This window comes from Streptomyces sp. STR69, from assembly GCF_024519455.1.
Lineage (GTDB): Bacteria > Actinomycetota > Actinomycetes > Streptomycetales > Streptomycetaceae > Streptomyces.
The window spans coordinates 131841-151714 of sequence record NZ_JALJRY010000006.1 but is presented as its reverse complement, the minus strand read 5'-3'; the positions used below and the strand labels follow the sequence as shown (position 1 = coordinate 151714).

Annotated in this window: 15 protein-coding genes and 2 pseudogenes; 5 read left to right on the top strand and 12 right to left on the bottom strand. The window is 70.9% G+C overall.

What is annotated here, in order from left to right:
• Positions 1–339 precede the first annotated feature (339 nt).
• On the top strand, positions 340–750 hold the full coding sequence (locus tag OC490_RS13000) for a rodlin (RefSeq protein WP_019065695.1): 411 nt from the start codon (positions 340–342) through the stop codon (positions 748–750).
• Positions 751–807: 57 nt separating this feature from the next.
• Here OC490_RS13000 and OC490_RS12995 read toward each other — a convergent pair whose 3' ends face one another.
• From OC490_RS12995 to iolC, 10 genes and pseudogenes are all read right to left on the bottom strand, one after another.
• Positions 808–2739, bottom strand: coding sequence for an AMP-dependent synthetase/ligase (locus OC490_RS12995; protein WP_262058054.1), 1932 nt, complete (start codon positions 2737–2739; stop codon positions 808–810).
• Positions 2740–2846: 107 nt separating this feature from the next.
• Positions 2847–4424: a vWA domain-containing protein gene (locus OC490_RS12990; RefSeq protein ID WP_262058053.1), complete on the bottom strand. Its 1578-nt coding sequence runs from the start codon at positions 4422–4424 to the stop codon at positions 2847–2849.
• A 148-nt stretch (positions 4425–4572) separates the two neighbouring features.
• Complete coding sequence (locus OC490_RS12985; protein WP_262058052.1) at positions 4573–5436, bottom strand: ABC transporter permease; 864 nt, start codon at positions 5434–5436, stop codon at positions 4573–4575.
• Entirely contained in the window at positions 5433–8225 is a 2793-nt protein-coding gene (locus OC490_RS12980; RefSeq protein WP_262058051.1) for an alpha/beta fold hydrolase, read from the bottom strand. The genes OC490_RS12985 and OC490_RS12980 overlap by 4 nt, the downstream gene beginning before the upstream one ends.
• Before the next feature lie 185 nt (positions 8226–8410).
• Positions 8411–9826 carry an APC family permease gene (locus tag OC490_RS12975; protein ID WP_262058050.1) on the bottom strand — a complete coding sequence of 472 codons (1416 nt, stop codon included), beginning with the start codon at positions 9824–9826 and terminating at the stop codon, positions 8411–8413.
• 208 nt (positions 9827–10034) lie between these two features.
• The gene (gene mmsA, locus OC490_RS12970; RefSeq protein ID WP_262058049.1) at positions 10035–11537 is read right to left on the bottom strand and encodes a CoA-acylating methylmalonate-semialdehyde dehydrogenase; all 1503 of its coding nucleotides are present in this window, start codon (positions 11535–11537) and stop codon (positions 10035–10037) included.
• Positions 11538–11551: 14 nt separating this feature from the next.
• A complete protein-coding gene (gene iolD, locus OC490_RS12965; protein ID WP_262058048.1) occupies positions 11552–13468 on the bottom strand; it encodes a 3D-(3,5/4)-trihydroxycyclohexane-1,2-dione acylhydrolase (decyclizing) in 1917 nt (638 codons plus the stop codon).
• Between the two features lie 137 nt (positions 13469–13605).
• A pseudogene (locus tag OC490_RS12960) lies at positions 13606–13881 on the bottom strand (5-deoxy-glucuronate isomerase); the annotation flags it as partial.
• Positions 13826–14899 (bottom strand): deoxyribose-phosphate aldolase, encoded by a 1074-nt coding sequence (locus OC490_RS12955; RefSeq protein WP_410098612.1) that lies wholly within the window; start codon positions 14897–14899, stop codon positions 13826–13828. The pseudogene OC490_RS12960 and the gene OC490_RS12955, both read right to left, overlap by 56 nt.
• The gene (gene iolC, locus OC490_RS12950) at positions 14896–15861 is read right to left on the bottom strand and encodes a 5-dehydro-2-deoxygluconokinase (RefSeq protein ID WP_262058256.1); all 966 of its coding nucleotides are present in this window, start codon (positions 15859–15861) and stop codon (positions 14896–14898) included. Before iolC ends, OC490_RS12955 begins: the two co-directional genes overlap by 4 nt.
• A gap of 432 nt (positions 15862–16293) precedes the next feature.
• Here iolC and OC490_RS12945 point away from each other — a divergent pair, with 432 nt between their 5' ends.
• On the top strand, positions 16294–16494 hold the full coding sequence (locus OC490_RS12945; RefSeq protein ID WP_200711938.1) for a helix-turn-helix transcriptional regulator: 201 nt from the start codon (positions 16294–16296) through the stop codon (positions 16492–16494).
• 111 nt (positions 16495–16605) lie between these two features.
• Entirely contained in the window at positions 16606–17169 is a 564-nt protein-coding gene (locus tag OC490_RS12940) for a GNAT family N-acetyltransferase (RefSeq protein WP_262058047.1), read from the top strand.
• Here OC490_RS12940 and OC490_RS12935 read toward each other — a convergent pair.
• Positions 17150–18193: a zinc-dependent alcohol dehydrogenase family protein gene (locus OC490_RS12935; RefSeq protein WP_262058046.1), complete on the bottom strand. Its 1044-nt coding sequence runs from the start codon at positions 18191–18193 to the stop codon at positions 17150–17152. The genes OC490_RS12940 and OC490_RS12935 overlap by 20 nt on opposite strands.
• Positions 18194–18291: 98 nt before the next feature.
• Positions 18292–18483, bottom strand: a pseudogene (locus OC490_RS12930) (cation:proton antiporter); the annotation flags it as partial.
• 61 nt (positions 18484–18544) lie between these two features.
• Here OC490_RS12930 and OC490_RS12925 point away from each other — a divergent pair.
• A complete protein-coding gene (locus tag OC490_RS12925) occupies positions 18545–19495 on the top strand; it encodes a PrsW family intramembrane metalloprotease (protein WP_262058045.1) in 951 nt (316 codons plus the stop codon).
• Between the two features lie 83 nt (positions 19496–19578).
• Positions 19579–19818 (top strand): heavy-metal-associated domain-containing protein, encoded by a 240-nt coding sequence (locus OC490_RS12920; RefSeq protein WP_019065713.1) that lies wholly within the window; start codon positions 19579–19581, stop codon positions 19816–19818.
• The last annotated feature ends 56 nt before the right edge of the window (positions 19819–19874 follow it).

The following is a 19874-nucleotide window of genomic DNA, read 5'->3' as shown; positions in this document are numbered from 1 at the left end:
CCGCAGAACCAGCAGTGCACCGAGAACTCCACCCAGGCGAAGGGCGACGAGCCCCTGTCGCACATCCTGGACAACATCCCGGTCCTGTCGGGCAACGGCTCCGCGGGCAGCTGACCCCCGGACACACACCGCGGGCCGCCGAATTCTCGGCGGCCCGTTGGCTTGCCCTCCGCGCGCGGACCGTCCACGGGGACACGCTCTCGCCCGCCCGTGAGCCGGCTTGTCACTCCAGCCGACTTATTGCTCCATTCAGGGCAAAGGCCGCAACCAAACCAGCCATCACCCAGTTGATCATCGCGCGGCTCCGCAACGGGGTCCGTCCTCCGAAAGGGTTTGAACATGAAGAAGCTGTGGGCGACCGCGGCTGTTGCCGCCTCCATCGCCGGTGCCACCGCCGCCGTCGCCACCCCGGCGATGGCGATCGGCAACGACGACGGTGTCACCACCACCAACGGCAACGGTGCCGTGCAGAAGTACGGCAACCAGGAGACCAAGGGCGACATGAGCCCCCAGCTCTCCCTCGTCCAGGGCACCCTGAACAAGCCCTGTGTCGGCCTGCCGGTCAAGGCGAACCTGGCCTCGATCGTCGGCGTCGTGCCGGTCACCGTTCTGCAGGACGTGCCGATCCTGTCGGCCCCGCAGAACCAGCAGTGCACCGAGAACTCCACCCAGGCGAAGGGCGACGAGCCCCTGTCGCACATCCTGGACAACATCCCGGTCCTGTCGGGCAACGGCGCCGTGGGCAGCTGACCCCACCAGCACCACGAGAGCGGGCCGCCGAGCACCTCGGCGGCCCGCTTCTCTTTTCTACGGCTGTTTCGGCTTCGCGTAGAGCGCCTCGATGTCGTCCGCGTAGGCCGCCGTCACCACGTGCCGTTTGACCTTCAGGGACGGGGTGAGCAGGCCGTTGTCCTCGGTGAACTCGCCCTCGACCAGGGCGAAGGCACGGATCGACTCGGCTCGGGAGACAGCCTGGTTGGCGTGGTCGACGGCCTTCTGGACGTCGGCGAGCATGCGCGGGTCCCGTACGAGGTCGGCGAGCGGGGTGTCGGCGGGGAGTTTGCGCACCGAGAGCCAGTGGGCGAGGGCCTCGGGGTCGAGGGTGATCAGGGCGGCGACGAAGGGGCGGTTGTCGCCGACGACCAGGCACTGGCCGACCGGGGCGCGGCTGCGCAGCCGGTCCTCCAGGACGGCGGGCGAGACGTTCTTGCCGCCGTTGGTGACGAGGATGTCCTTCTTGCGGCCGGTGATGGTGAGATACCCGTCCTCGTCGAGCGCGCCGAGGTCCCCGGTCGCGAACCACTCGTCCCGCAGTACGGCGTCGGTGGCCGCCGGGTTGTTCCAGTACGCGCCGAAGACCACCCCGCCCCTGATCAGCACCTCGCCGTCGTCGGCGATGCGGATCGTGGTGCCGGGCACCGGGAGGCCGACCGTGCCGGGGCGGGGCCGCAGCGGCGGGACGATGGTGGCGGCGGCGGTCGTCTCGGTGAGGCCGTAGCCCTCGTAGACGATGATTCCGGCCGCGGCGAAGAAGAGGTTGAGGTCGCGGTCGAGCGGGGAGCCGCCGCTGATGGCGTACCGCATCCGGCCGCCGAGTTCGCTGCGGATACGGCGGTAGACCAGCAGGTCGTAGAGGGCCCACGCGGCGTACAGGGCGGGGCTCGGGCCCTTGCCGGTGCCGAGGAACTTGTCGAGGTACGCCTTGCCGAAGCGGACCGCGACGCGGTCGGCGCGGTCGAAGGAGGCGGCGCGGCCCATCCGTTCGGCGGTCGCGCGGCCGGTGTCGTGGATCTTCTCGAAGAGGTACGGCACCCCGACCAGGAACGTGGGCCTGAACTCCCGTAGGGCCGGGCGGAGTTCGTCGGGCTTGATGCTCGGGCAGTGGCCGATCTCGATGCGGGCCATCAGACAGGCGATCTGCAGGGTGCGGCCCATGATGTGCGCGAGCGGGAGGAAGAGGAGCGTCGAGGCGACCTGGCCGGTGACCTCGGTGAAGAGCGGGTGCAGCAACTCGACCGTGTTGGCGGCCTCGGCGTGCAGGTTCGCGTGGGTGAGGACACAGCCCTTGGGGCGGCCGGTGGTGCCGGAGGTGTAGCAGATCGTCGCGACCGTGTCGGGGGTGAGAGCGCTGCGGCGCTTGGTGACCTCCGCGTCGGTGATGTCCCGGCCCAGGGTGGCGAGTTCGGCCATGGCACCCGCGTCCAGCTGCCAGATGCGCGGGTGTTGGGGATGGCGGGCGGTGCCCGTCATGACCGTGTCGGTGTTCTCGGCGTTCTCCGTGACGACGAAGCGGGTGCCCGAGTCCCTGACGATCCAGTCCACTTGCTCGGCGGACGAGGTCGCGTAGATCGGCACGGTACGGCCGCCGGCCGCCCAGATCGCGAAGTCGAGGACCGTCCACTCGTAGCGGGTACGGGACATCACCGCGACCCGGCCGCCCGGTTCGAGGCCGGCGGCCATCAACCCCTTTGCGGTGGCGGTGACTTCGCGGGCGAAGGCGGCGGCGGTCACGGGGTGCCAGCCGCCGTTCTGTTCGCGGCGGAGGACCACGGTGTCGGGGGCCTCCGCCGCGTTGGTGAACGGGAGGTCGGCGGTGCTGCCGGTCGTCGGGCGCGGGGCGAGCGGCGGGGTACTCGCCTCTCGTACGACTCCCCGCTCGTCCCTGGTGAGTTCGACCCGGGTGCGGGCCGCCAGGTCGGTGCGTTGCCGCGCCCGCTTCAGGTCCTTGCGTACGCCCATGTCGGCTGCTCCCGGTCGGCGGTGAGACGGTGACTGGGGCGTCAACTTACTCGCAAGTAGGGGAAGGTCAATGGGGTCGGTGGGGTTGGGTGCGGGTTCGGTCGGGTTCAGTCCATCCGGACCGCCTCGTCGATCGCCTCGGCGAGTTGCCGTACGTCCTTGTCCTCCGTCCGCTTCGCCAACGCGTGGGCGCGGTCGGCCAGTTCGCCGAGTCCGGGGTTGCCGGGCAGGTTGCCGGAGCGGAGCGAGTCGGCGAAGTAGGCGGCCACGGCGGTGACTTGGAAGCGGGGCGAGGCGCTGGACAGGGAGTCGTGCAGGGCGTCGGTCTCCAGCTGGCCCGACTCCTCGTGCGGGGCGCGGGAGTCGGGGTCGAGCCAGCGGACGCTCGCCGTGGCGAGGTGGCCTTCGGCGCCGGGCCTGGTGCGTACGGCGTAGAGGGCGGTCACGGTGTGGCCGGGGCCGATCTCGCCGCCGTCGACGTTGTCGTTGCGGAAGTCGTCGTCGGCGACCTTGCGGTCCTCGTAGCCGATGAGACGGAACTGCGCGACCGTCTCGGGGTCGAAGGCGACCTGGGCCTTGGCGTCGCGGGCGGTGAGGTCGATGTTCTGCGGGAGTTGGTCGACGAAGACCTTGCGGGCGTCGGCGTCGTCCGAGACGTACGCGGTGTGGCCGTCGCCCTTGTCGGCGAGTTTCTCCATCAGGGCGTCGCCGTAGTCGCTGCCGACCCCGACGCCGAAGAGGGTGATGCCGTGGTCGCGGCGTTCGTTCGAGATGCGTTCCAGGATCGAATCGGCGTTGGTGTCACCGGTGTTGGCGAGGCCGTCGGAGATCAGGACGACCCGGTTGGTGGCGCCCTCGCGCAGGCCCTCGGTGGCGGTGGCGTAGCCGGTCTCGACGCCGGCGCCGAGGTTGGTCGAGGACTGGGTCTCCAACTCGTCGATGGCGTGGTGGACTTTGCCGCGGTGGCCGTCGAGGCGGGTCATCGGGAGGACGGTCTCGGCCTCGTCGCTGAAGGTGACGAGCGCGACCGAGTCGTCGTCGCGCAGCCGGTCCGTCATCTCGTCGAGGGACTTCTTGGCGAGGTCCAGGCGGCCCGTCTCGGCCATGGAACCGGAGACGTCGATGACGAACGTGAGGGCGGCGGGCGGGCGTTCGTCGCTGTCGTCGGCCGTGCGGGTGGCGAGGCCGACGCGGACCAGGGACCAGTTGGCGCTGTCGGTGCGGGCGCCGTCGACGGTGACCGTGAAGCCGTTGCCGTCGGGGCGTTCGTAGTCCTGCCGGAAGCTGTTGACGAACTCCTCCGGGCGGATCGTCGACGGGTCGGGCAGCTGCCCGTCGGCCAGGACGCGGCGCGCGTAGCCGTAGGAGGCCGTGTCGACGTCGAGGGCGAAGGTGGAGAGGTAGTCGGGGGACGGGGCGATCTTGTCGGCGGGGGTGCTTGTCTGCTCGCCGTCCTGTTCGCTGCTGTTGTCACCGCCGGAGGTGGTGACGGGGGCCGGGGCCGGGAAGCCGGTCCGGTTCGCCCCGTTCGAGCTGTCGGAGTGGCTGCCGCCGCCCGCGCTGCAGCCGGTGAGCAGCAGGCCGCCCGCGGCGGTGAGGGCGAGCAGGGTGGCGCGCAGGTGCCGGGTGCGGTGGCGGGCGTACTCCTGCGCAGGTCGTGTTCGGCCGGTCTGGTTGGACTCCATCTCCCGTGCCCCCTCGGTCCGTTGACGTCGGCTTTCTGCGACTGTGACGGCGGAGGGGGCGGGAACGTGCGCTACGGGGAGTTGCGGAAGCGTCTCGAAGGGGTCGCGATCATGGCCCGTCGAGACCGGTGGGAGATCCTCCGGTGACCTAGGACACGATGTCCTTGCGGGCGAAACCCCGGAAGGCCAGGGCGAACAGCACGATGGCGTACGTAACGGAGACCGCCGTGCCCTGGATCATGCCGGACCACTCCGGATGGGGCTGTACGGCGTCCGCCCAGGCGAACTGCCAGTGCGCGGGCAGGAAGTCGCGCCAGTGGCCGAGGGCCGTGACGGCGTCCAGGACGTTGCCGACGATGGTCAGGCCGACCGCGCCGCCGACCGCGCCCAGGGGTGCGTCGGTCTTCGTCGAGAGCCAGAACGCGAGCCCGGCGGTGACCAGTTGGGACACGAAGATGTACGCGACGACCACCAGTAGGCGTTGGGCGGCCGTGCCCGCGCCGATCGTGCCGCCGGTGGGCAGCTCCAGTGGGCCCCAGCCGTAAGCGGCGGTGCCGACGGCCAGGGCGACGAGCGGGAGCAGGACCATCGCACCGAGGCTGAGGCTCAGGCCGACGACCAGCTTCGACCACAGCAGACGGGCCCGGGGCACGGGTGCCGCCAGCAGATAGCGCAGGGACGACCAGCTGGCCTCCGAGGCGACGGTGTCCCCGCAGAACAGGGCGACCGGGACGACCAGCAGGAAGCCCGCCGACACGAACAGGTTCACCGCGGCGAAGTTGGCGCCGGACGAGGTGGCCGTGTCCATCAGGGTCACCTGGCCGTTGCGCTCACCCGGAGTGCCGCCGATCGCGAAGGCGGCCACCAGGATGAAGGGCAGCGCTGCGAGGATGCCGCCCATGACCAGGGTGCGGCGCCGCTTCAACTGCCGGACCAGTTCGACCCGGAGGGGCAGTGTGCGGCCCGCTCGGTAGCCGGAGGCCACCTCTACGGGCTCGGCGAGCGTGCTCATGCGGAACCTCCGATCAGGGTGAGGAAGGCGTCTTCCAGGCGACGGTGGGGGCCGACGGAGGACACGGGGACTTCGAGTCGTACGAGCTCCACGAGGAGCCGGGCCGCGGTGGCCGAGCCTTGCGCGGGGGGCGCCGGGTCCTTGTCGGTGGACGGGAGCACCGGCGCGTCGAGCGCGGCGGGCGCAGCCGTGTCCGTGGCCGTTTTGGCGCCGTCCGCCGTGGAGTTGGCGGCCACCAGCCGGTCCTCGGGTACCGCACTGTCGCCGGAGGCCAGTCGCAGCAGCAGGCCGCCGTCCGCGCGGGTCACCGACTCGACGTCCGGCAGGGCACCGATCTTCTCCACCAGGGGGTCGGGGATGTCGGTCGCCAGGCCGACGAGGAGGGTGTCTCCGGAGCCGACGATCTCGGCTACCGGGCCGGCCTGGACGAGCCGGCCGCGGTCCATGACCACGAGGTGGGTGCACGACTGCTCGACCTCCGCGAGGAGGTGGCTGGAGACGATGACCGTGCGGCCGGCCTCCGCGTAGCGGATCATCACCTCGCGCATCTCGCGGATCTGCGGCGGGTCGAGGCCGTTGGTCGGTTCGTCGAGGATGAGGAGGTCGGGGAGGCCCAGCATGGCCTGGGCGATGGCGAGACGCTGGCGCATGCCCTGGGAGTAGGTGCGCACCGCGCGGGCGAGCGCGTCGCCCAGGCCCGCGATCTCCAGGGCCTCTTCCAGGTGGGCGTCCTCCGGGGGCCGTCCCGTCGCCTGCCAGTACAGCTCCAGGTTCTCGCGGCCGGAGAGGTGGGGGAGGAAGCCCGCGCCCTCGACGAAGGCGCCGACCCGGGACAGCACCGGGGCGCCCGGGCGGATCGCGTGGCCGAAGACCCTGATCTCGCCGTCGTCCGGTTTGATCAGGCCCATCAGCATGCGCAGGGTGGTCGTCTTGCCCGCGCCGTTCGGGCCCAGCAGGCCGAGCACCTGGCCCTTCTCCACCCGGAAGGACAGCTCCCGCACCGCGTACCGGTCCGCCGACTTCGCGTACCGCTTGCTCAAGTCGGTGATCTGGAGCGGGACTTCGGCCAGCTCGGGGTCGGGGGGCGTCGCGGAGGTGCGGCGGCGTCCGGTCAGCAGCAGCGCCAGTGCGAGCGCCGCGCCGGCCAGCGGGAACCACCAGACCCAGGACGGCAGAGTCGCCGCAGCGGTCGTCACACCGGGGGCCGTCGGCACCTTGAGGTCGCTCTTCAGGGTGACGGTGTACGTCGCCGGGGCCGTCGGGGAGGAGTACGCGAGGTCCGTCGAGGCGAGGACCAGGCGCAGGTGGTGGCCGCTCTGGACGTCGTAGTCGATGGCCGGGAGGGTGATCGTGACGTCCTTGCCCGCCTTGGCGCCCTCGACCCTGAGGGGGGTCACCAGTTGGGAGGGGAGCACCTGTTGGGTGCCGCCCGGGCCGACGTCGTAGACCTTGCCGAAGAGGACGGCGGCGTCGCTCGTCGACTTGACGTGGACGGTGACCGTGGGCGATCCGGTGATGCGGAGGCCCTGGGTGAGGGGCTTGGAGTCGAACGCCGCGTACTGGCCCGGGAAGTCGAGGGAGATGCCGACGCCCAGGGAGGACAGCTGGGACAGGCCGCCGGCACTGCCGAGGCCGGGGAGGGCGGAGATCGCGGGCGGGCTCGCGCCGGCCGGGTTGGTGAAGGTCTGCTCCGGGCGGCCGGTCAGGGCGATCGCGCGCGGGTCGTTCTCCAGGCCGGGGTAGGCGCTGCCGCTCGCGCCGCGCAGCTGGGCGGCGCCGTCGGTGGAGTCGACGCCTCCGGTGCGGGTGACGCGGAAGGCGGGGCCGGTGTCGGTGTTCTTGTCGTCCTTCAGGTACCGGTCGAACCACGAGGTCACGCGGGCCTGGACGCGGCTCGTCTCCATGTCGCCGCCGTCATGGCCGCCCGCGATCCAGTCGACGTCCACGGGGGCGCCGTTGGCGCGGATCGCCTTCGCGGCGGCGTCGGCCTGGCCGAGCGGGAAGAGGGAGTCGGTCTGACCCTGGAGCAGGAGGGTCGGCACGTTGATGTGCGAGGCGACGGCGGACGGGGAGCGGGCCTCCAGGAGTGCGCGCGCTGCCGCGTCCGGCTTGCCCGACTCGGCGACCCGGTCGTACATCGCGCACAACTGGGGCTCGAAATTGGCGCAGCCGCCACCGGAGTTGATGAAGATGCTCGCCCAGAGCTTCTTGAACACGCCGTTCGGGAACAGGGCGTCGGCGAGGTTCCAGTACGTGATCGCCGGGGCGATGGCGTCCACGCGGGCGTCGTACCCGGCGGCGAGCAGGGAGATCGCTCCGCCGTAGGAGCCGCCCGCCACGCCCACGCGCGGGTCGCCGGGCTTGTCGAGCTGGACGCCCGGCTGCTTCGCCAGCCAGTCGATCAGCTTGGAGACGTCCTTGACCTCGGCGTCCGGGTCGTTCAGGCCGATCTTGCCGGTCGACTTGCCGAAGCCGCGGGCGGACCAGGTGAGGACGGCGTACCCGTCTCTGGCCAGGTCCTGGGCTTCCTTCCGTACGTCGTCCTTGCTGCCGCCGAAGCCGTGGGCCAGGAGGACGGCGGGGCGGCGGGTGGCTCCGCCGGTCGTGAAGTACGAGGTGTCCAGGCTGACGCCGTCGACCGCCATCACCCGGTCCGCGCGGTGTACCTCCGGCGGGTTGTCGGAGGCTACGGCCGTCCAGGTGCCGGCGGCGGCGAGCACGGCTACGGCGGCAGTGGCGGCGAGCCAGCGCCGTGGTCGTCGTAGTCGTAGCTGCGGGCGAAGATCCATGTCGTCAACGGTACGGGGCGTCTCTGACAGTTGGGCCAGACCCTGGGGTGAACCGGGGGTGAGTGTGTACCGCGCCTGGTGTACGGCCAATAGCTCGGGTGGTTCTGTCGGCTGCCGAGCGCGGGTGCGTCGTGGCTTGTCGCGCAGTTCCCCGCGCCCCTGAGGAGGACTCGCCCCTTCGGGGCTCAGTCCTCCTCAGGGAGTGAGATCAGCCAGCGTGTGTCCCTGCGGGGGCGGAGATAGAGCGCCCAGTACAGCGTTGCCGCCGCCACTGTCCCGCCCGTCCACAGCAGGTAGCTCGTTTCCTGCTGGGTGAGGATGTACGCCAAGACCGCTATCAGCAGGATCGGCATCGTGGGCCACAGGGGCATGCGCCACGCGTGCGTGTGGCGGTGGTTTCCTCGGCGGGAGAGGAGTGCGGCTACCGCTACCAGCAGGTACATGCCGGTCACCGAGACGCCTGTCACGCCGTAGAGGGTGTCCAGGTTGACGAAGCAGAGGATCGCTCCGGGGATGCCTACGGCGAGGGTGGCCACCCAAGGGGAGCCGAAGCGGCCGAGCTTGGAGAAGACCATGTTGACCGGGGCGGGCCAGGCCTTGTCGCGGGCGGAGGCGAAGAGGACGCGGGAGTTCTGGATGACCATGACGATGCCCGCGTTGATGATCGCGAGGGCCACGCAGAGGCTGACGAAGGTGCCCACCGCCGAGTTGGACCAGGCCGTGACCATGCTGGTGATGTCGCCGCCGGTCAGCTCCGAGAGGTTGGACGCGCCCATGGTGATGGCTACCACCGGGACCAGGATGATCACCGTGGAGATCGCGAGGGTGGCGAGGACCGTGCGGGCCACGTTGCGGCGCGGGTTCTCCAGCTCCTCGGAGAGGTAGACCGCCGTCGAGAAGCCCTGGGTGACGAAGAGCGCGATGGCCAGGCCGGAGACCACCAGCATCGCCGTCACCGTGTCCGTGTGACCGCCGGTGCCCGCCACCTGCATCGAGGTCAGACTGCCCAGGCCCCGGTGGCCGTGCGTGAAGCCGAGGAGGGCTACGACTCCTGCCGCTATGACCTCCAGGACCAGGAAGATGCCCGTGATCCAGGCGTTGGCCCTCAGGTCCAGCAGGCCCGCCAGCGTGGCCAGGAGCATCACGCCCGCGCCGGTCATCGACGGGTTCAGGTGGACGATCGGGGTCAGGTAGTCCGCCGTGCCCATCGCTATCACCGGGGGGACGATCATCACGACCAGGAGGGACAGGACGAAGACCAGCCAGCCTGCCAGGCGGCCCGCCAGCGTCGACACCATGGCGTACTCGCCGCCCGCGCTGGGGATGAGGGTGCCCAGCTCCGAGTAGCAGAACGCCACCGCGATGCAGAGGACCGAGCCGATCGCGATCGTGAGGGCGGTCGCGGTGCCGAGCGAGCCGAACAGGTCGGGGACGACCACGAAGAGCGTGGAGGCCGGTGTCACGCAGGAGAGCGTCAGGAGCGTGCCGCCGACGATGCCGATGGAACGCTTCAGCTGCCGCGGATGCTGCGGACTCTGGGGACTGTCCGACGTCGCCTCGGAAACGGCGGCGGCCTCGGCAGTGGGGAGGGTGTCGGTCACGGGCCTGATGGAACATTGACGGAAACCATCACGTCAATGGGTGTTTACCTACGGAATCCGTTGATCCAGTCCGCCGAGAGTGACGTATTCGGCATCCGAGGGCAGTGTCGGACCCGGTTCGGGTTCCTACGGGAACCGCAGTGGTCGTAGCGAAAAAATGGGGCCGTCCGCGATACGGACGGCCCCATTCGGCGTTGCTCAGGACTGCTCAGTGGTTGCGCGGGAACCCGAGGTCGACGCCGGTCGGGGCGTCGGCCGGGTCGGGCCAGCGGGTGGTGACGACCTTGCCGCGGGTGTAGAAGTGCGTGCCGTCGTTGCCGTAGATGTGGTGGTCCCCGAAGAGGGAGTCCTTCCAGCCGCCGAAGCTGTGGTAGCCGACGGGGACCGGGATCGGGACGTTGACGCCGACCATGCCGGCCTCGATCTCCAGCTGGAAGCGGCGGGCGGCGCCGCCGTCGCGGGTGAAGATCGCGGTGCCGTTGCCGAAGGGGGAGCTGTTGATGAGGGACACGCCCTCGTCGTACGTGTCCACGCGCAGGACGCACAGGACCGGGCCGAAGATCTCGTCCGTGTACGCCTTCGCCGTCGTCGGCACCTTGTCGAGGAGCGAGATGCCGATCCAGTGGCCGTCCTCGAAGCCCTCGACCGTGTAGCCGGTGCCGTCCAGGACGACCTCCGCGCCCTCGGCCGCCGCGCCGGTGACGTAGGAGGCCACCTTGTCGCGGTGGACGGCCGTGATGAGCGGGCCCATCTCGGACGTCGGGTCGTTGCCGGGGCCGATCTTGATCTTCTCGGCGCGCTCGCGGATCTTCTCGACCAGCTCGTCGCCGATGGAGCCGACCGCGACCACGGCGGAGATGGCCATGCAGCGCTCGCCCGCCGAGCCGTAGGCGGCGGACACGGCCGCGTCGGCCGCCGCGTCCAGGTCGGCGTCGGGCAGGACCAGCATGTGGTTCTTGGCGCCGCCCAGGGCCTGGACGCGCTTGCCGTTCGCGGAGGCCGTGGTGTGGATGTAGCGGGCGATGGGCGTCGAGCCGACGAAGGAGACCGCCTTGACGTCCGGGTGCTCAAGGAGGCGGTCGACGGCCACCTTGTCGCCGTGGACGACGTTGAAGACGCCGTCCGGGAGGCCCGCCTCGGCGAGCAGTTCGGCGATCTTCAGGGACGCCGACGGGTCCTTCTCGGACGGCTTGAGCACGAAGGTGTTGCCGGTCGCGATGGCGATCGGGAACATCCACATCGGCACCATGGCCGGGAAGTTGAACGGCGTGATGCCGGCCACGACGCCGAGCGGCTGGCGGATCGACGCCACGTCGACGCGGCTGGCGACCTCGGTCGACAGTTCGCCCTTGAGCTGCACGGTGATCCCGCACGCCAGGTCGACGATCTCCAGGCCGCGCGCGACCTCGCCCAGCGCGTCGCTGTGCACCTTGCCGTGCTCGGCGGTGATCAGCTCGGCGATGGCGTCCCTGTTGGCCTCAAGCAGCGCCCGGAACTTGAAGAGGATCGTGGTCCGCTTGGCGAGCGAGGACGTGCCCCAGGTCGCGTAGGCGTCCTTGGCGGCGGCGACCGCCGCGTCGACCTCCTCGACCGACGCGAACGCGACGTTCGTGGTGACCGCGCCGGTCGCCGGGTCGGTGACCGGCCCGTAGTTCCCCGACGCGCCTTCGACGGTCTTGCCGCCGATCCAGTGGTTGACGATCTTCGTCATGCCCAGTTGCTCCTTCACAGATGGCGGCGTCGGGTGGTGACGTGCCGTTCGTACAGCTCTCGTGCCTTCACCGCGGACGATCGGGCCGCGGTCTCGGCCACAGGAACATCCCACCAGGCCTGCGCCGGAGGCGCGCCCGACACAGTGTCTGCGGTTTCGGTCTCCACGTAGACACAAGTGGGAGTGTCCGCGGCCCGCGCCTCGGCGAGCGCCGCGCGCAGGTCACGGACGGTCTTCGCGCGCAGCACGCGCATGCCGAGGCTGGCCGCGTTGGCGGCGAGGTCGACGGGCAGCGGGGCGCCGGTGTAGGTGCCGTCGTCGGCCTGGTAGCGGTACGCGGTGCCGAACCGCTCGGCGCCCACCGACTCCGACAGGCCGCCTATGGACGCGTACCCGTGGTTCTGTATCAGCAGCACCTTGATCGCGATGCCTTCTTGTACGGCGGTCACGATCTCCGTCGGCATCATCAGATAGGTGCCGTCGCCGACCAGCGCCCACACCGGCCGGTCCGGGGCGGCCAGCTTGACGCCGATGGCGGCCGGGATCTCGTAGCCCATGCAGGAGTAGCCGTACTCCAGGTGGTACTGGTCGCACGACCGCGTCCGCCACAGCTTGTGCAGATCGCCGGGGAGCGAGCCGGCCGCGTTGACGATGATGTCCGACTCGTCGACGATCTCGTCGAGTGCGCCCAGGACCTGGGGCTGTGTGGGGCGTACGTCGGGCTCGTCGGCCTCGTAGCAGGCGTCGACGCGCTGTTCCCAACGCTCCTTGTCCTCGCGGTACTCGGCGATGTACGACGCGTCGACCCGGTGGCCGTGGCGGCCCAACTCCTTTGCCAGCGCGGTCAGCCCGCCGCGGGCGTCGGCGATCAGCGGCTGTCCGGCGAGCTTGTGGCCGTCGTACGGGGCGATGTTGAGGTTGAGGAAGCGGACGCCGGGGCGTTCGAAGAGGGTGTGGGAGGCGGTGGTGAAGTCGGTGTAGCGGGTGCCGATACCGATCACCAGGTCGGCCAGGCGGGCGAGTTCGTCGGCGGTCGCGGTGCCGGTGTGGCCGATGCCGCCGACGTCCTGCGGGTGGTCGTGGTTCAGGGAGCCCTTGCCGGCCTGGGTGGAGGCGACCGGAATGCCGGTGGCCGACGCGAACTCGGCGAGGGCGGCCTCGGCCCGGCTGTGGTGGACTCCGCCGCCCGCGACGATCAGGGGTCGCTTCGCGGCCCGAACTGCCCTTACCGCTTCGGCGAGTTCGGCCGGGTCGGCGGCCGGTCGCCGTACGTACCAGGTGCGTTCGGCGAAGAACTCGTCCGGCCAGTCGTACGCCTCGGCCTGAACGTCCTGCGGGAGAGCGAGAGTTACCGCCCCGGTCTCGACGGGATCGGCGAGGACGCGCATGGCGTGCAGGGCGGCGGGGATCAGCGCTTCGGGGCGGGTGATCCGGTCGAAGTACCTCGACACCGGGCGCAGACAGTCGTTGACCGACACATCGCCCGCGTACGGGACTTCGAGCTGCTGGAGCACCGGGTCGGCGACCCGGGTGGCGAAGGTGTCGCCGGGGAGGAGCAGGACCGGGAGGTGGTTGATCGTGGCGAGCGCGGCGCCGGTGACGAGGTTGGTGGCGCCGGGGCCGATGGAGGTCGTGACGGCGTGCGCGGACAGCCGGTTCGACTGCCGCGCGTAGCCGACCGCCGCGTGCACCATGGCTTGTTCGTTACGGCCCTGGTGGTACGGCATGACCGGTGAGGCGGGGGGTGTCTCCCCGCCGGGCACGGTGGCGTACTCGATGAGCGCCTGGCCGAGCCCGGCCACGTTGCCGTGGCCGAAGATGCCCCAGGTCGCACTGATCAACCGCCGCCGTACGCCGTCGCGTTCGGTGTACTGGGCGGACAGGAAGCGTACGAGCGCCTGTGCGACCGTGAGCCTCGTCGTTGAGGTCATCGGTGTTCCTCCGTGTGTTCCGGGTGCAAGCTGATCCGCAACTCCGGTACGGCTCCGCGACCCCGTCCGACTCGATGCCCGAGGCCGTGAACCTCAGTGCGCATGCTCCAACACGCAGGGTGATCGGCCGTGTTGGAGACCTCCGGCGCGGGGCCGTAGCGAGCGGGGAGTCGTCGCTCGCACTTCGCTCCTGCCAGGGCGAAGCGGCCTCCCGCGCCGGAGGCGTTCTGTGTCCGGGCGAACATGCTTTCCCCGCCCGGGAGTTGGACCTTTTGGTCCGTAAATCGCACGGTACATCCACCGCTGAGCGGACGCACGATCCGCTGCCCGTCACCGGCGGCCGTCATAAGCCGGCCCTCACAGCAGGCCCACGGCGGTGTCGACGGCGGCGGCCACATCTCCGTCCGGCGGATAGAGCAGCGAACGGCCGACCACCAGGCCCCGCACGGTGGGGAGTTGGAGGGCGCCGCGCCACTTCTCGTAGGCGCCGTCCTGGTCGTCGCCGACCTCGCCGCCGAGGAGGACGGCGGGGAGGGTGGAGGTCTCCATCACCTGGGCCATGTCGTCCGGGTTCTCGGTGACCGGGAGCTTGAGCCAGGTGTAGGCCGAAGTGCCGCCCAGGCCCGAGGAGATGGCGATGGACTTGATGACGGCCTCGGCGGAGAGATCGTTCTTCAGCTTGCCCTCGTCGGTGCGGCGGCTGATGAACGGCTCGACGAACAGCGGGAGTCGGCGCGCGGCCATGTCGTCGATGGCGCGGGCGGTGGACTCCAGGGTGGTGAGGGAGCCCGGGTCGTCGTAGTCGATGCGCAGCAGCAGCTTGCCCGCGTCGAAGCGGAGCCGCTCGATGTCCTCGGCGCGGTGGCCGGTGAAGCGGTCGTCGAGTTCGAAGCGGGCGCCCTGGAGGCCGCCGCGGTTCATCGAGCCCATGACGACCTTGCCGTCGAGGGCGCCGAGGAGGAGCAGGTCGTCCAGGATGTCGGCGGTCGCGAGCACACCGTCGACGCCGGGCCGGGACAGCGCCAGGCAGAGGCGTTCGAGCAGTTCGGCGCGGTTGGCCATGGCGAGCTTGCGGTCGCCGACACCGAGCGCACCGCGGGCCGGGTGGTCGGCGGCGACGATCATCAGCCGACCGGCGTCGTTGAGAAGGGGGCGCCGGATGCGGCGGGCGGCGGCCTCGGCTATCGCCTCGGGGTGGCGGGCGCGGACGCGGACGAGTTCGGAGATGTCCACGCGGGGGCCGGGGCCACTGTCGTGACCGGAGGGTCCGGAGTTGTCGGCGGGACCGGAGTTGCCGGAGCCGCCTTCGTGACCGGTGAGGCCGTCGCCGCCCTCGTGGCCCACATGCGCGTGCGTCACGCCGTCCCCGTCCCTGTTTCCGTCCCCGCCTTCGCGTTCGTGCTCGGCGCCCGCCACGCGGCCGGCCCTCACAGGACCGCTCCGGCCGCGACCGCGCTCTCGACCTCGGCGACCGTGGGCATCGCGGACGAGCACTCCAGGCGGGAGGCGACGATCGCCCCGGCAGCGTTGGCGTGCCGCATGATCTTCTCCAGGTCCCAGCCGGCCAGCAGGCCGTGGCAGAGCGAGCCGCCGAAGGCGTCACCGGCACCGAGTCCGTTGAGGACGTTCACGGGCAGCGGGGGCACCTCGGCCGACTCGCCGTCCCGGTTGACCGCGAGGACGCCCTTGGGGCCCTGCTTCACCACGGCGAGTTCGACGCCGGCGTCCAGCAGCGCGCGGGCGGCGGCATGCGGCTCGCGCACGCCGGTGGCGACCTCCACCTCGTCGAGGTTGCCGACCGCGACGGTGGTGTGGCGCAGGGCCTCCTCGTAGAACGGGCGGGCCTCGCTCGGGTCCTTCCAGGCTGCGTCTTTCCAAAACGCCGGCCGCCAGTCGAGGTCGAAGACCGTCGTACCGGACTTGGCGCGGTGCGCGAGGGCCGCGAGCGTGGCCGTACGGCTGGGCTCCTCGCTCAGGCCCGTGCCGGTGATCCAGAAGATCCGGGCCGCGTGGATCGCGTCCAGGTCGAGCTCGTGGGCGTCGATCTCCAGGTCCGGGGCCTTGGGCTGCCGGTAGAAGTACAGCGGGAAGTCGTCCGGCGGGAAGATCTCGCAGAACGTGACCGGGGTCGGCAGGCCGGGGACCGGGGTGACCCAGCGGTCGTCGACGCCGAAGTCGCGCAGCGCCTCGTGCAGGTAGGTGCCGAAGGGGTCGTCGCCGGTGCGCGAGACCAGGGCGACCTCGCGGCCCAGCCGGGCGGCGGCGACGGCGACGTTCGCCGCGGAGCCGCCGAGGAACTTCCCGAAGGTCGTCACCTGGGGCAGCGGCACGCCCGTCTGCAGCGGATAGAGGTCCACCCCTAGCCGCCCCATGGTGATCAGGTCGTACGCCATCGACTTCCCCTTCATTTCGGCTCTCCACGGTTTGTAGTCCCGTGGCCCGAGCCCTGTCAATGTTTTGTCCAGACATTCGGACGAGACGGGGGGGTGGGACCGGTTGTTCGTCGGGTGCGGGTCCGCCGTGGTTGCTCGCGCAGTTCCCCGCACCCCTTTCGGGGCGCTGTCGCGGGATGCGGCTCGCGGGTGTCAACGCGCCGCGCCACCACGCCCGCGTGCGCCTTTGCGTCACCTGTGTCACAAAAGCCCCCCTCACGTCACACATGTCGCGTGTACGCGGGTCTTGGGTCACACCCGAACCACAGGCACTTCCTCATCCTCACTCTGTGTCGTTGACCGGGCACAGGCTTTGTGATCGCCAGCGCAGCGCACGGCTCCCCCGACGGCCGCCCCCGGCCGCCGCCGCGGCGCGCGCAGGGAGGTGCACTGATGACCGACCGACGGCTCTGGTCGTACAAGGAAATCGCGGCTCACATCCGGGTCCAGCCCGACACCGTCCGCTCCTACCGCAAGCACGGCCTGCTGCCCCCGCCCGACCACGTGGAGAGCGGCAAGCCCTACTGGTACGCCGACACGGTCCGGGCCTGGGTGGCCGCCCGGCCGGGCAACCGGGGGCGCAGGGAGGACTGACCCGAGCCGGCGCGGTACCGGGTGTCCGGTGCCGCGTCGGTCTCTTCGGCCGTGCCTGCGGGCGCGGCAATTCGCTTGCCCGCACGACCGACCGCCGCCGAGGATCCCCGGATGAACCTCTCCGTCAAACCCGTCCTCACCGGCGAGAAGACCGTCCTCCGCCCGTTCACCGAGTCCGACGCCGACGGCATCCGGGAGTTGATCCAGGACCCGGAGATCGTCCACTACACCTTCGAGCCGTCGACCGAGCTGACACCGGAGCGGCTGCGGTCCTGGTACGCGACCCGGGCCGACCAACCCGACCGCCTCGACCTCGCCGTGACCGACCCCGCCACCGGTGAACTCCTCGGCGAGGTCGTCCTCCACGAGTGGGATCCCACCGCCCGCAGCTGCACCTTCCGCACCCTCATCGGCCCCCGGGGCCGCGGCCGGGGCATCGGCACGGAGGCGACCCGCCTGATCGTCGGCTACGCCTTCGAGCAACTCGGCCTGCACCGGATCCAGTTGGAGGTCTACGGCCACAACCACCGGGCCCGGCGGGTGTACGAGAAGGTCGGGTTCGTGGTCGAAGGTGTGCGGCGCGAGGCCCAGTTGCGGGACGGGGAGTGGGTCGACGACGTGCTCATGGCGATCCTCGACCACGAGTGGGCCGCCCTCACCGCCACGGCTCGATGACCGTCACCCCCGCCCCGGGTGCCGTGCCCATCGCCGCGAGGGCGGCCGGGGTCTCGTCCAGAGTGATCGTGGAGGTGGTCAGGAGGTCGGGGCGGAGAACTCCGGACCGGACCAGTTCCAGCATGGGCGGGTAGGTGTGGGCCGCCATGCCGTGGCTGCCGAGGAGTTCGAGTTCCAGGCCGATCGCACGGGCCATCGGGACCGGGGTCGTACCGGAGGGAGAGGGGAGCAGGCCCACCTGGATGTGGCGGCCCCGGCGGCGCAGGCCGTTCACCGAGGCGGCGCAGGTCGCCGGTGAGCCCAGGGCGTCCAGGGAGAGGTGGGCGCCGCCGCCCGTCAGCTCACGGACCGCCGCCGCCGTGTCCGGGGTGCTCGCGCCGTCCACGCACTCCGCCGCCCCGAACTTCCTTGCCAGGTCCAGTGCTTGGGGCGAGATGTCGACGGCGACGACCCTCGCGCCCGAGGCCGCCGCGATCATCACCGCCGACAGGCCGACCCCGCCGCAGCCGTGCACCGCGACCCACTCCCCCGCTGCGACCCTGCCCCGCTGCACCACCGCGCGGAACGCCGTCGCGAACCGGCAGCCGAGCGAGGCCGCCGTCGCGAAGGACATCCCGTCGGGGATCGCGACCAGGTTCACGTCGGCGTGGTCCAGTGCCACGTACTGGGCGAAGGAGCCCCAGTGCGTGAAGCCGGGCTGGGTCTGCCGCGCGCAGACCTGCTGGTCGCCGGCCGCGCATGCCTCGCAGGTTCCGCAGGCGCACACGAACGGGACGGTGACTCGGTCGCCGGGGCGCCAGCCGGTCACCCGGGCGCCGACCTCCTCCACGACACCTGCGAGTTCGTGGCCCGGTACGTGCGGGAGCGTGATGTCGGGGTCGTGGCCCTGCCAGCCGTGCCAGTCGCTGCGGCAGAGGCCGGTGGCCCGGACCCGGACTGTCACTCCGTGGGCTGCGGGGTGGGGGTCGGGTACGTCTCGTACGTCGGCGGGGTCACCGTATTGCTCGAACACCACCGCTTTCATTCAGGCTCCCATCGCCGTTTTCGTCCGGGGGTGCGTTGTGGTTGGTCGCGCCCCTAGGTGGGTCTTCTCCTCCTCCGCCCGGACCGAACCGTTCACGCACCGAGGTCGGACAGGGTGTCGATCACCTGTCCGTCGCCCGCCCGGCCGAGTACGTCCGGCCCTACGAGGATGCCCGGCAGGATCTCGAAGACGACCAGCGGGACCGGGAGCCACCGGCCGGTCCCGTAGGCCGGCAGGGGTGCCGGTACGGCGACGGCCCTGATCGGGACGAGCTTCCCGGACTGCGACATGAGGCGTATCTACCATAAAGTGCCGGTAAATCTGCCCTGTAGAAGTACGAGGGGATTTGCCGTGACCTACTCTCCGCCGCCGGGCGCGCCCCGGGCCCGTATCCCCGGGCCGCAGCAGCCGCCACCCACGTACCCCCAGATCCGCACCGGCCTGTGGAAGCACTGTCTGGGCGGCGGGCTGGCGCTGTGGGCCCTGACCGCGCTGGTCACGTACACGACGCGGAACACCACGCTGCTGCCGACGCTGATCCTGCTCGGCAGCTTCCTGGTGCCGGTGACCTTCGTCCTGTGGGCGTACGAGCGGCACGGGCGCGATCTGGGCGTCAGCGTGATCCTGGGCTGCTTCCTGACCGGTGGCACGCTCGGGGTGCTGGGCGCCTCGGTGATGGAGTACTACCTGCTGCATCCCTCCCTGGGGATGTTCGTCGGCGTCGGGCTGATCGAGGAGGCCGCGAAGCTCGGGGCGCTGATGTTCGTGCTGCGCCGGCAGCCCCGGCTGCACGGGATCCGCGCGGGACTGGTGCTCGGCGCGACGGTCGGCTTCGGTTTCGCGGCCCTGGAGAGCGCCGGGTACGCCTTCAACGCGGCCGTCTCCACCAAGGGCATCGATCTGCGGGCACTCCTGGAGACCGAGATCCTGCGCGGGGTCCTCGCCCCCTTCGGGCACGGCCTGTGGACGGCGGTCGCGGGTGCGGTCCTGCTCTCCTACCGACAGCTGAACGGCCGCTTCCACTTCACCGGCCCGGTCGTCGGAACGTATCTCGGCGTCTCGGTGCTGCACGCCCTGTGGGACTCGACCCACGGCATCGCGATCTGGCTGGTGGCACGGCTGTCGGGCGCGGGCCTGGACCGGCACTTGTTCGCCCAGGGGTTCATCCCCCGGCCGACCGACCAGCAGGAGCACCTCTTCACGATGTTCTCGCTGGGCGGGATGGCACTCGTGGCACTGCTCGGCATCGGCTGGGTGAGGTCGCTGGCCCGCCGCGATCCCTCTTGGAGAAATACCCCCTAGGGGTATACCCTGGACTCCAGAGCAAGCCACCGTGGGCCACTCCGACCCCAGCTGCCTCCACACGCCTCCATGAGGAGAACGACATGAGCGCCCAGACCGACACCCAGGGTTCCGTCACCACCGTCTACAAGGTGAGCGGGATGAGCTGCGGACACTGCGAGGGCTCCGTCTCCGGCGAGATCTCCGAGCTGCCCGGCGTCAGCTCGGTGAAGGCCGTCGCGTCGACCGGCGAGGTCACCGTCGTATCCACCGCCCCGCTCGACGCCGAGGCCGTCCGCGCGGCCGTCGACGAGGCCGGCTTCGAGCTCGTCGGCCAGGCCTGAATCAGCACCGGCACCAAACTTCTTGTTCTCTCCGACCGGGCCGTGCCGACCAGCTG

Excerpts from the sequence above, each read along its gene's own strand:
- OC490_RS12995 (WP_262058054.1), bottom strand. The coding sequence starts at position 2,739 with ATGGGCGTACGCAAGGACCTGAAGCGGGCGCGGCAACGCACCGACCTG.
- OC490_RS12945 (WP_200711938.1), top strand. The coding sequence starts at position 16,294 with ATGACCGACCGACGGCTCTGGTCGTACAAGGAAATCGCGGCTCACATC.
- OC490_RS12985 (WP_262058052.1), bottom strand. The coding sequence starts at position 5,436 with ATGAGCACGCTCGCCGAGCCCGTAGAGGTGGCCTCCGGCTACCGAGCG.
- iolD (WP_262058048.1), bottom strand. The coding sequence starts at position 13,468 with ATGACCTCAACGACGAGGCTCACGGTCGCACAGGCGCTCGTACGCTTC.
- OC490_RS12920 (WP_019065713.1), top strand. The coding sequence starts at position 19,579 with ATGAGCGCCCAGACCGACACCCAGGGTTCCGTCACCACCGTCTACAAG.
- OC490_RS12935 (WP_262058046.1), bottom strand. The coding sequence starts at position 18,193 with ATGAAAGCGGTGGTGTTCGAGCAATACGGTGACCCCGCCGACGTACGA.
- OC490_RS12990 (WP_262058053.1), bottom strand. The coding sequence starts at position 4,424 with ATGGAGTCCAACCAGACCGGCCGAACACGACCTGCGCAGGAGTACGCC.
- iolC (WP_262058256.1), bottom strand. The coding sequence starts at position 15,861 with ATGGCGTACGACCTGATCACCATGGGGCGGCTAGGGGTGGACCTCTAT.
- OC490_RS12940 (WP_262058047.1), top strand. The coding sequence starts at position 16,606 with ATGAACCTCTCCGTCAAACCCGTCCTCACCGGCGAGAAGACCGTCCTC.
- OC490_RS13000 (WP_019065695.1), top strand. The coding sequence starts at position 340 with ATGAAGAAGCTGTGGGCGACCGCGGCTGTTGCCGCCTCCATCGCCGGT.
- OC490_RS12980 (WP_262058051.1), bottom strand. The coding sequence starts at position 8,225 with ATGGATCTTCGCCCGCAGCTACGACTACGACGACCACGGCGCTGGCTC.
- mmsA (WP_262058049.1), bottom strand. The coding sequence starts at position 11,537 with ATGACGAAGATCGTCAACCACTGGATCGGCGGCAAGACCGTCGAAGGC.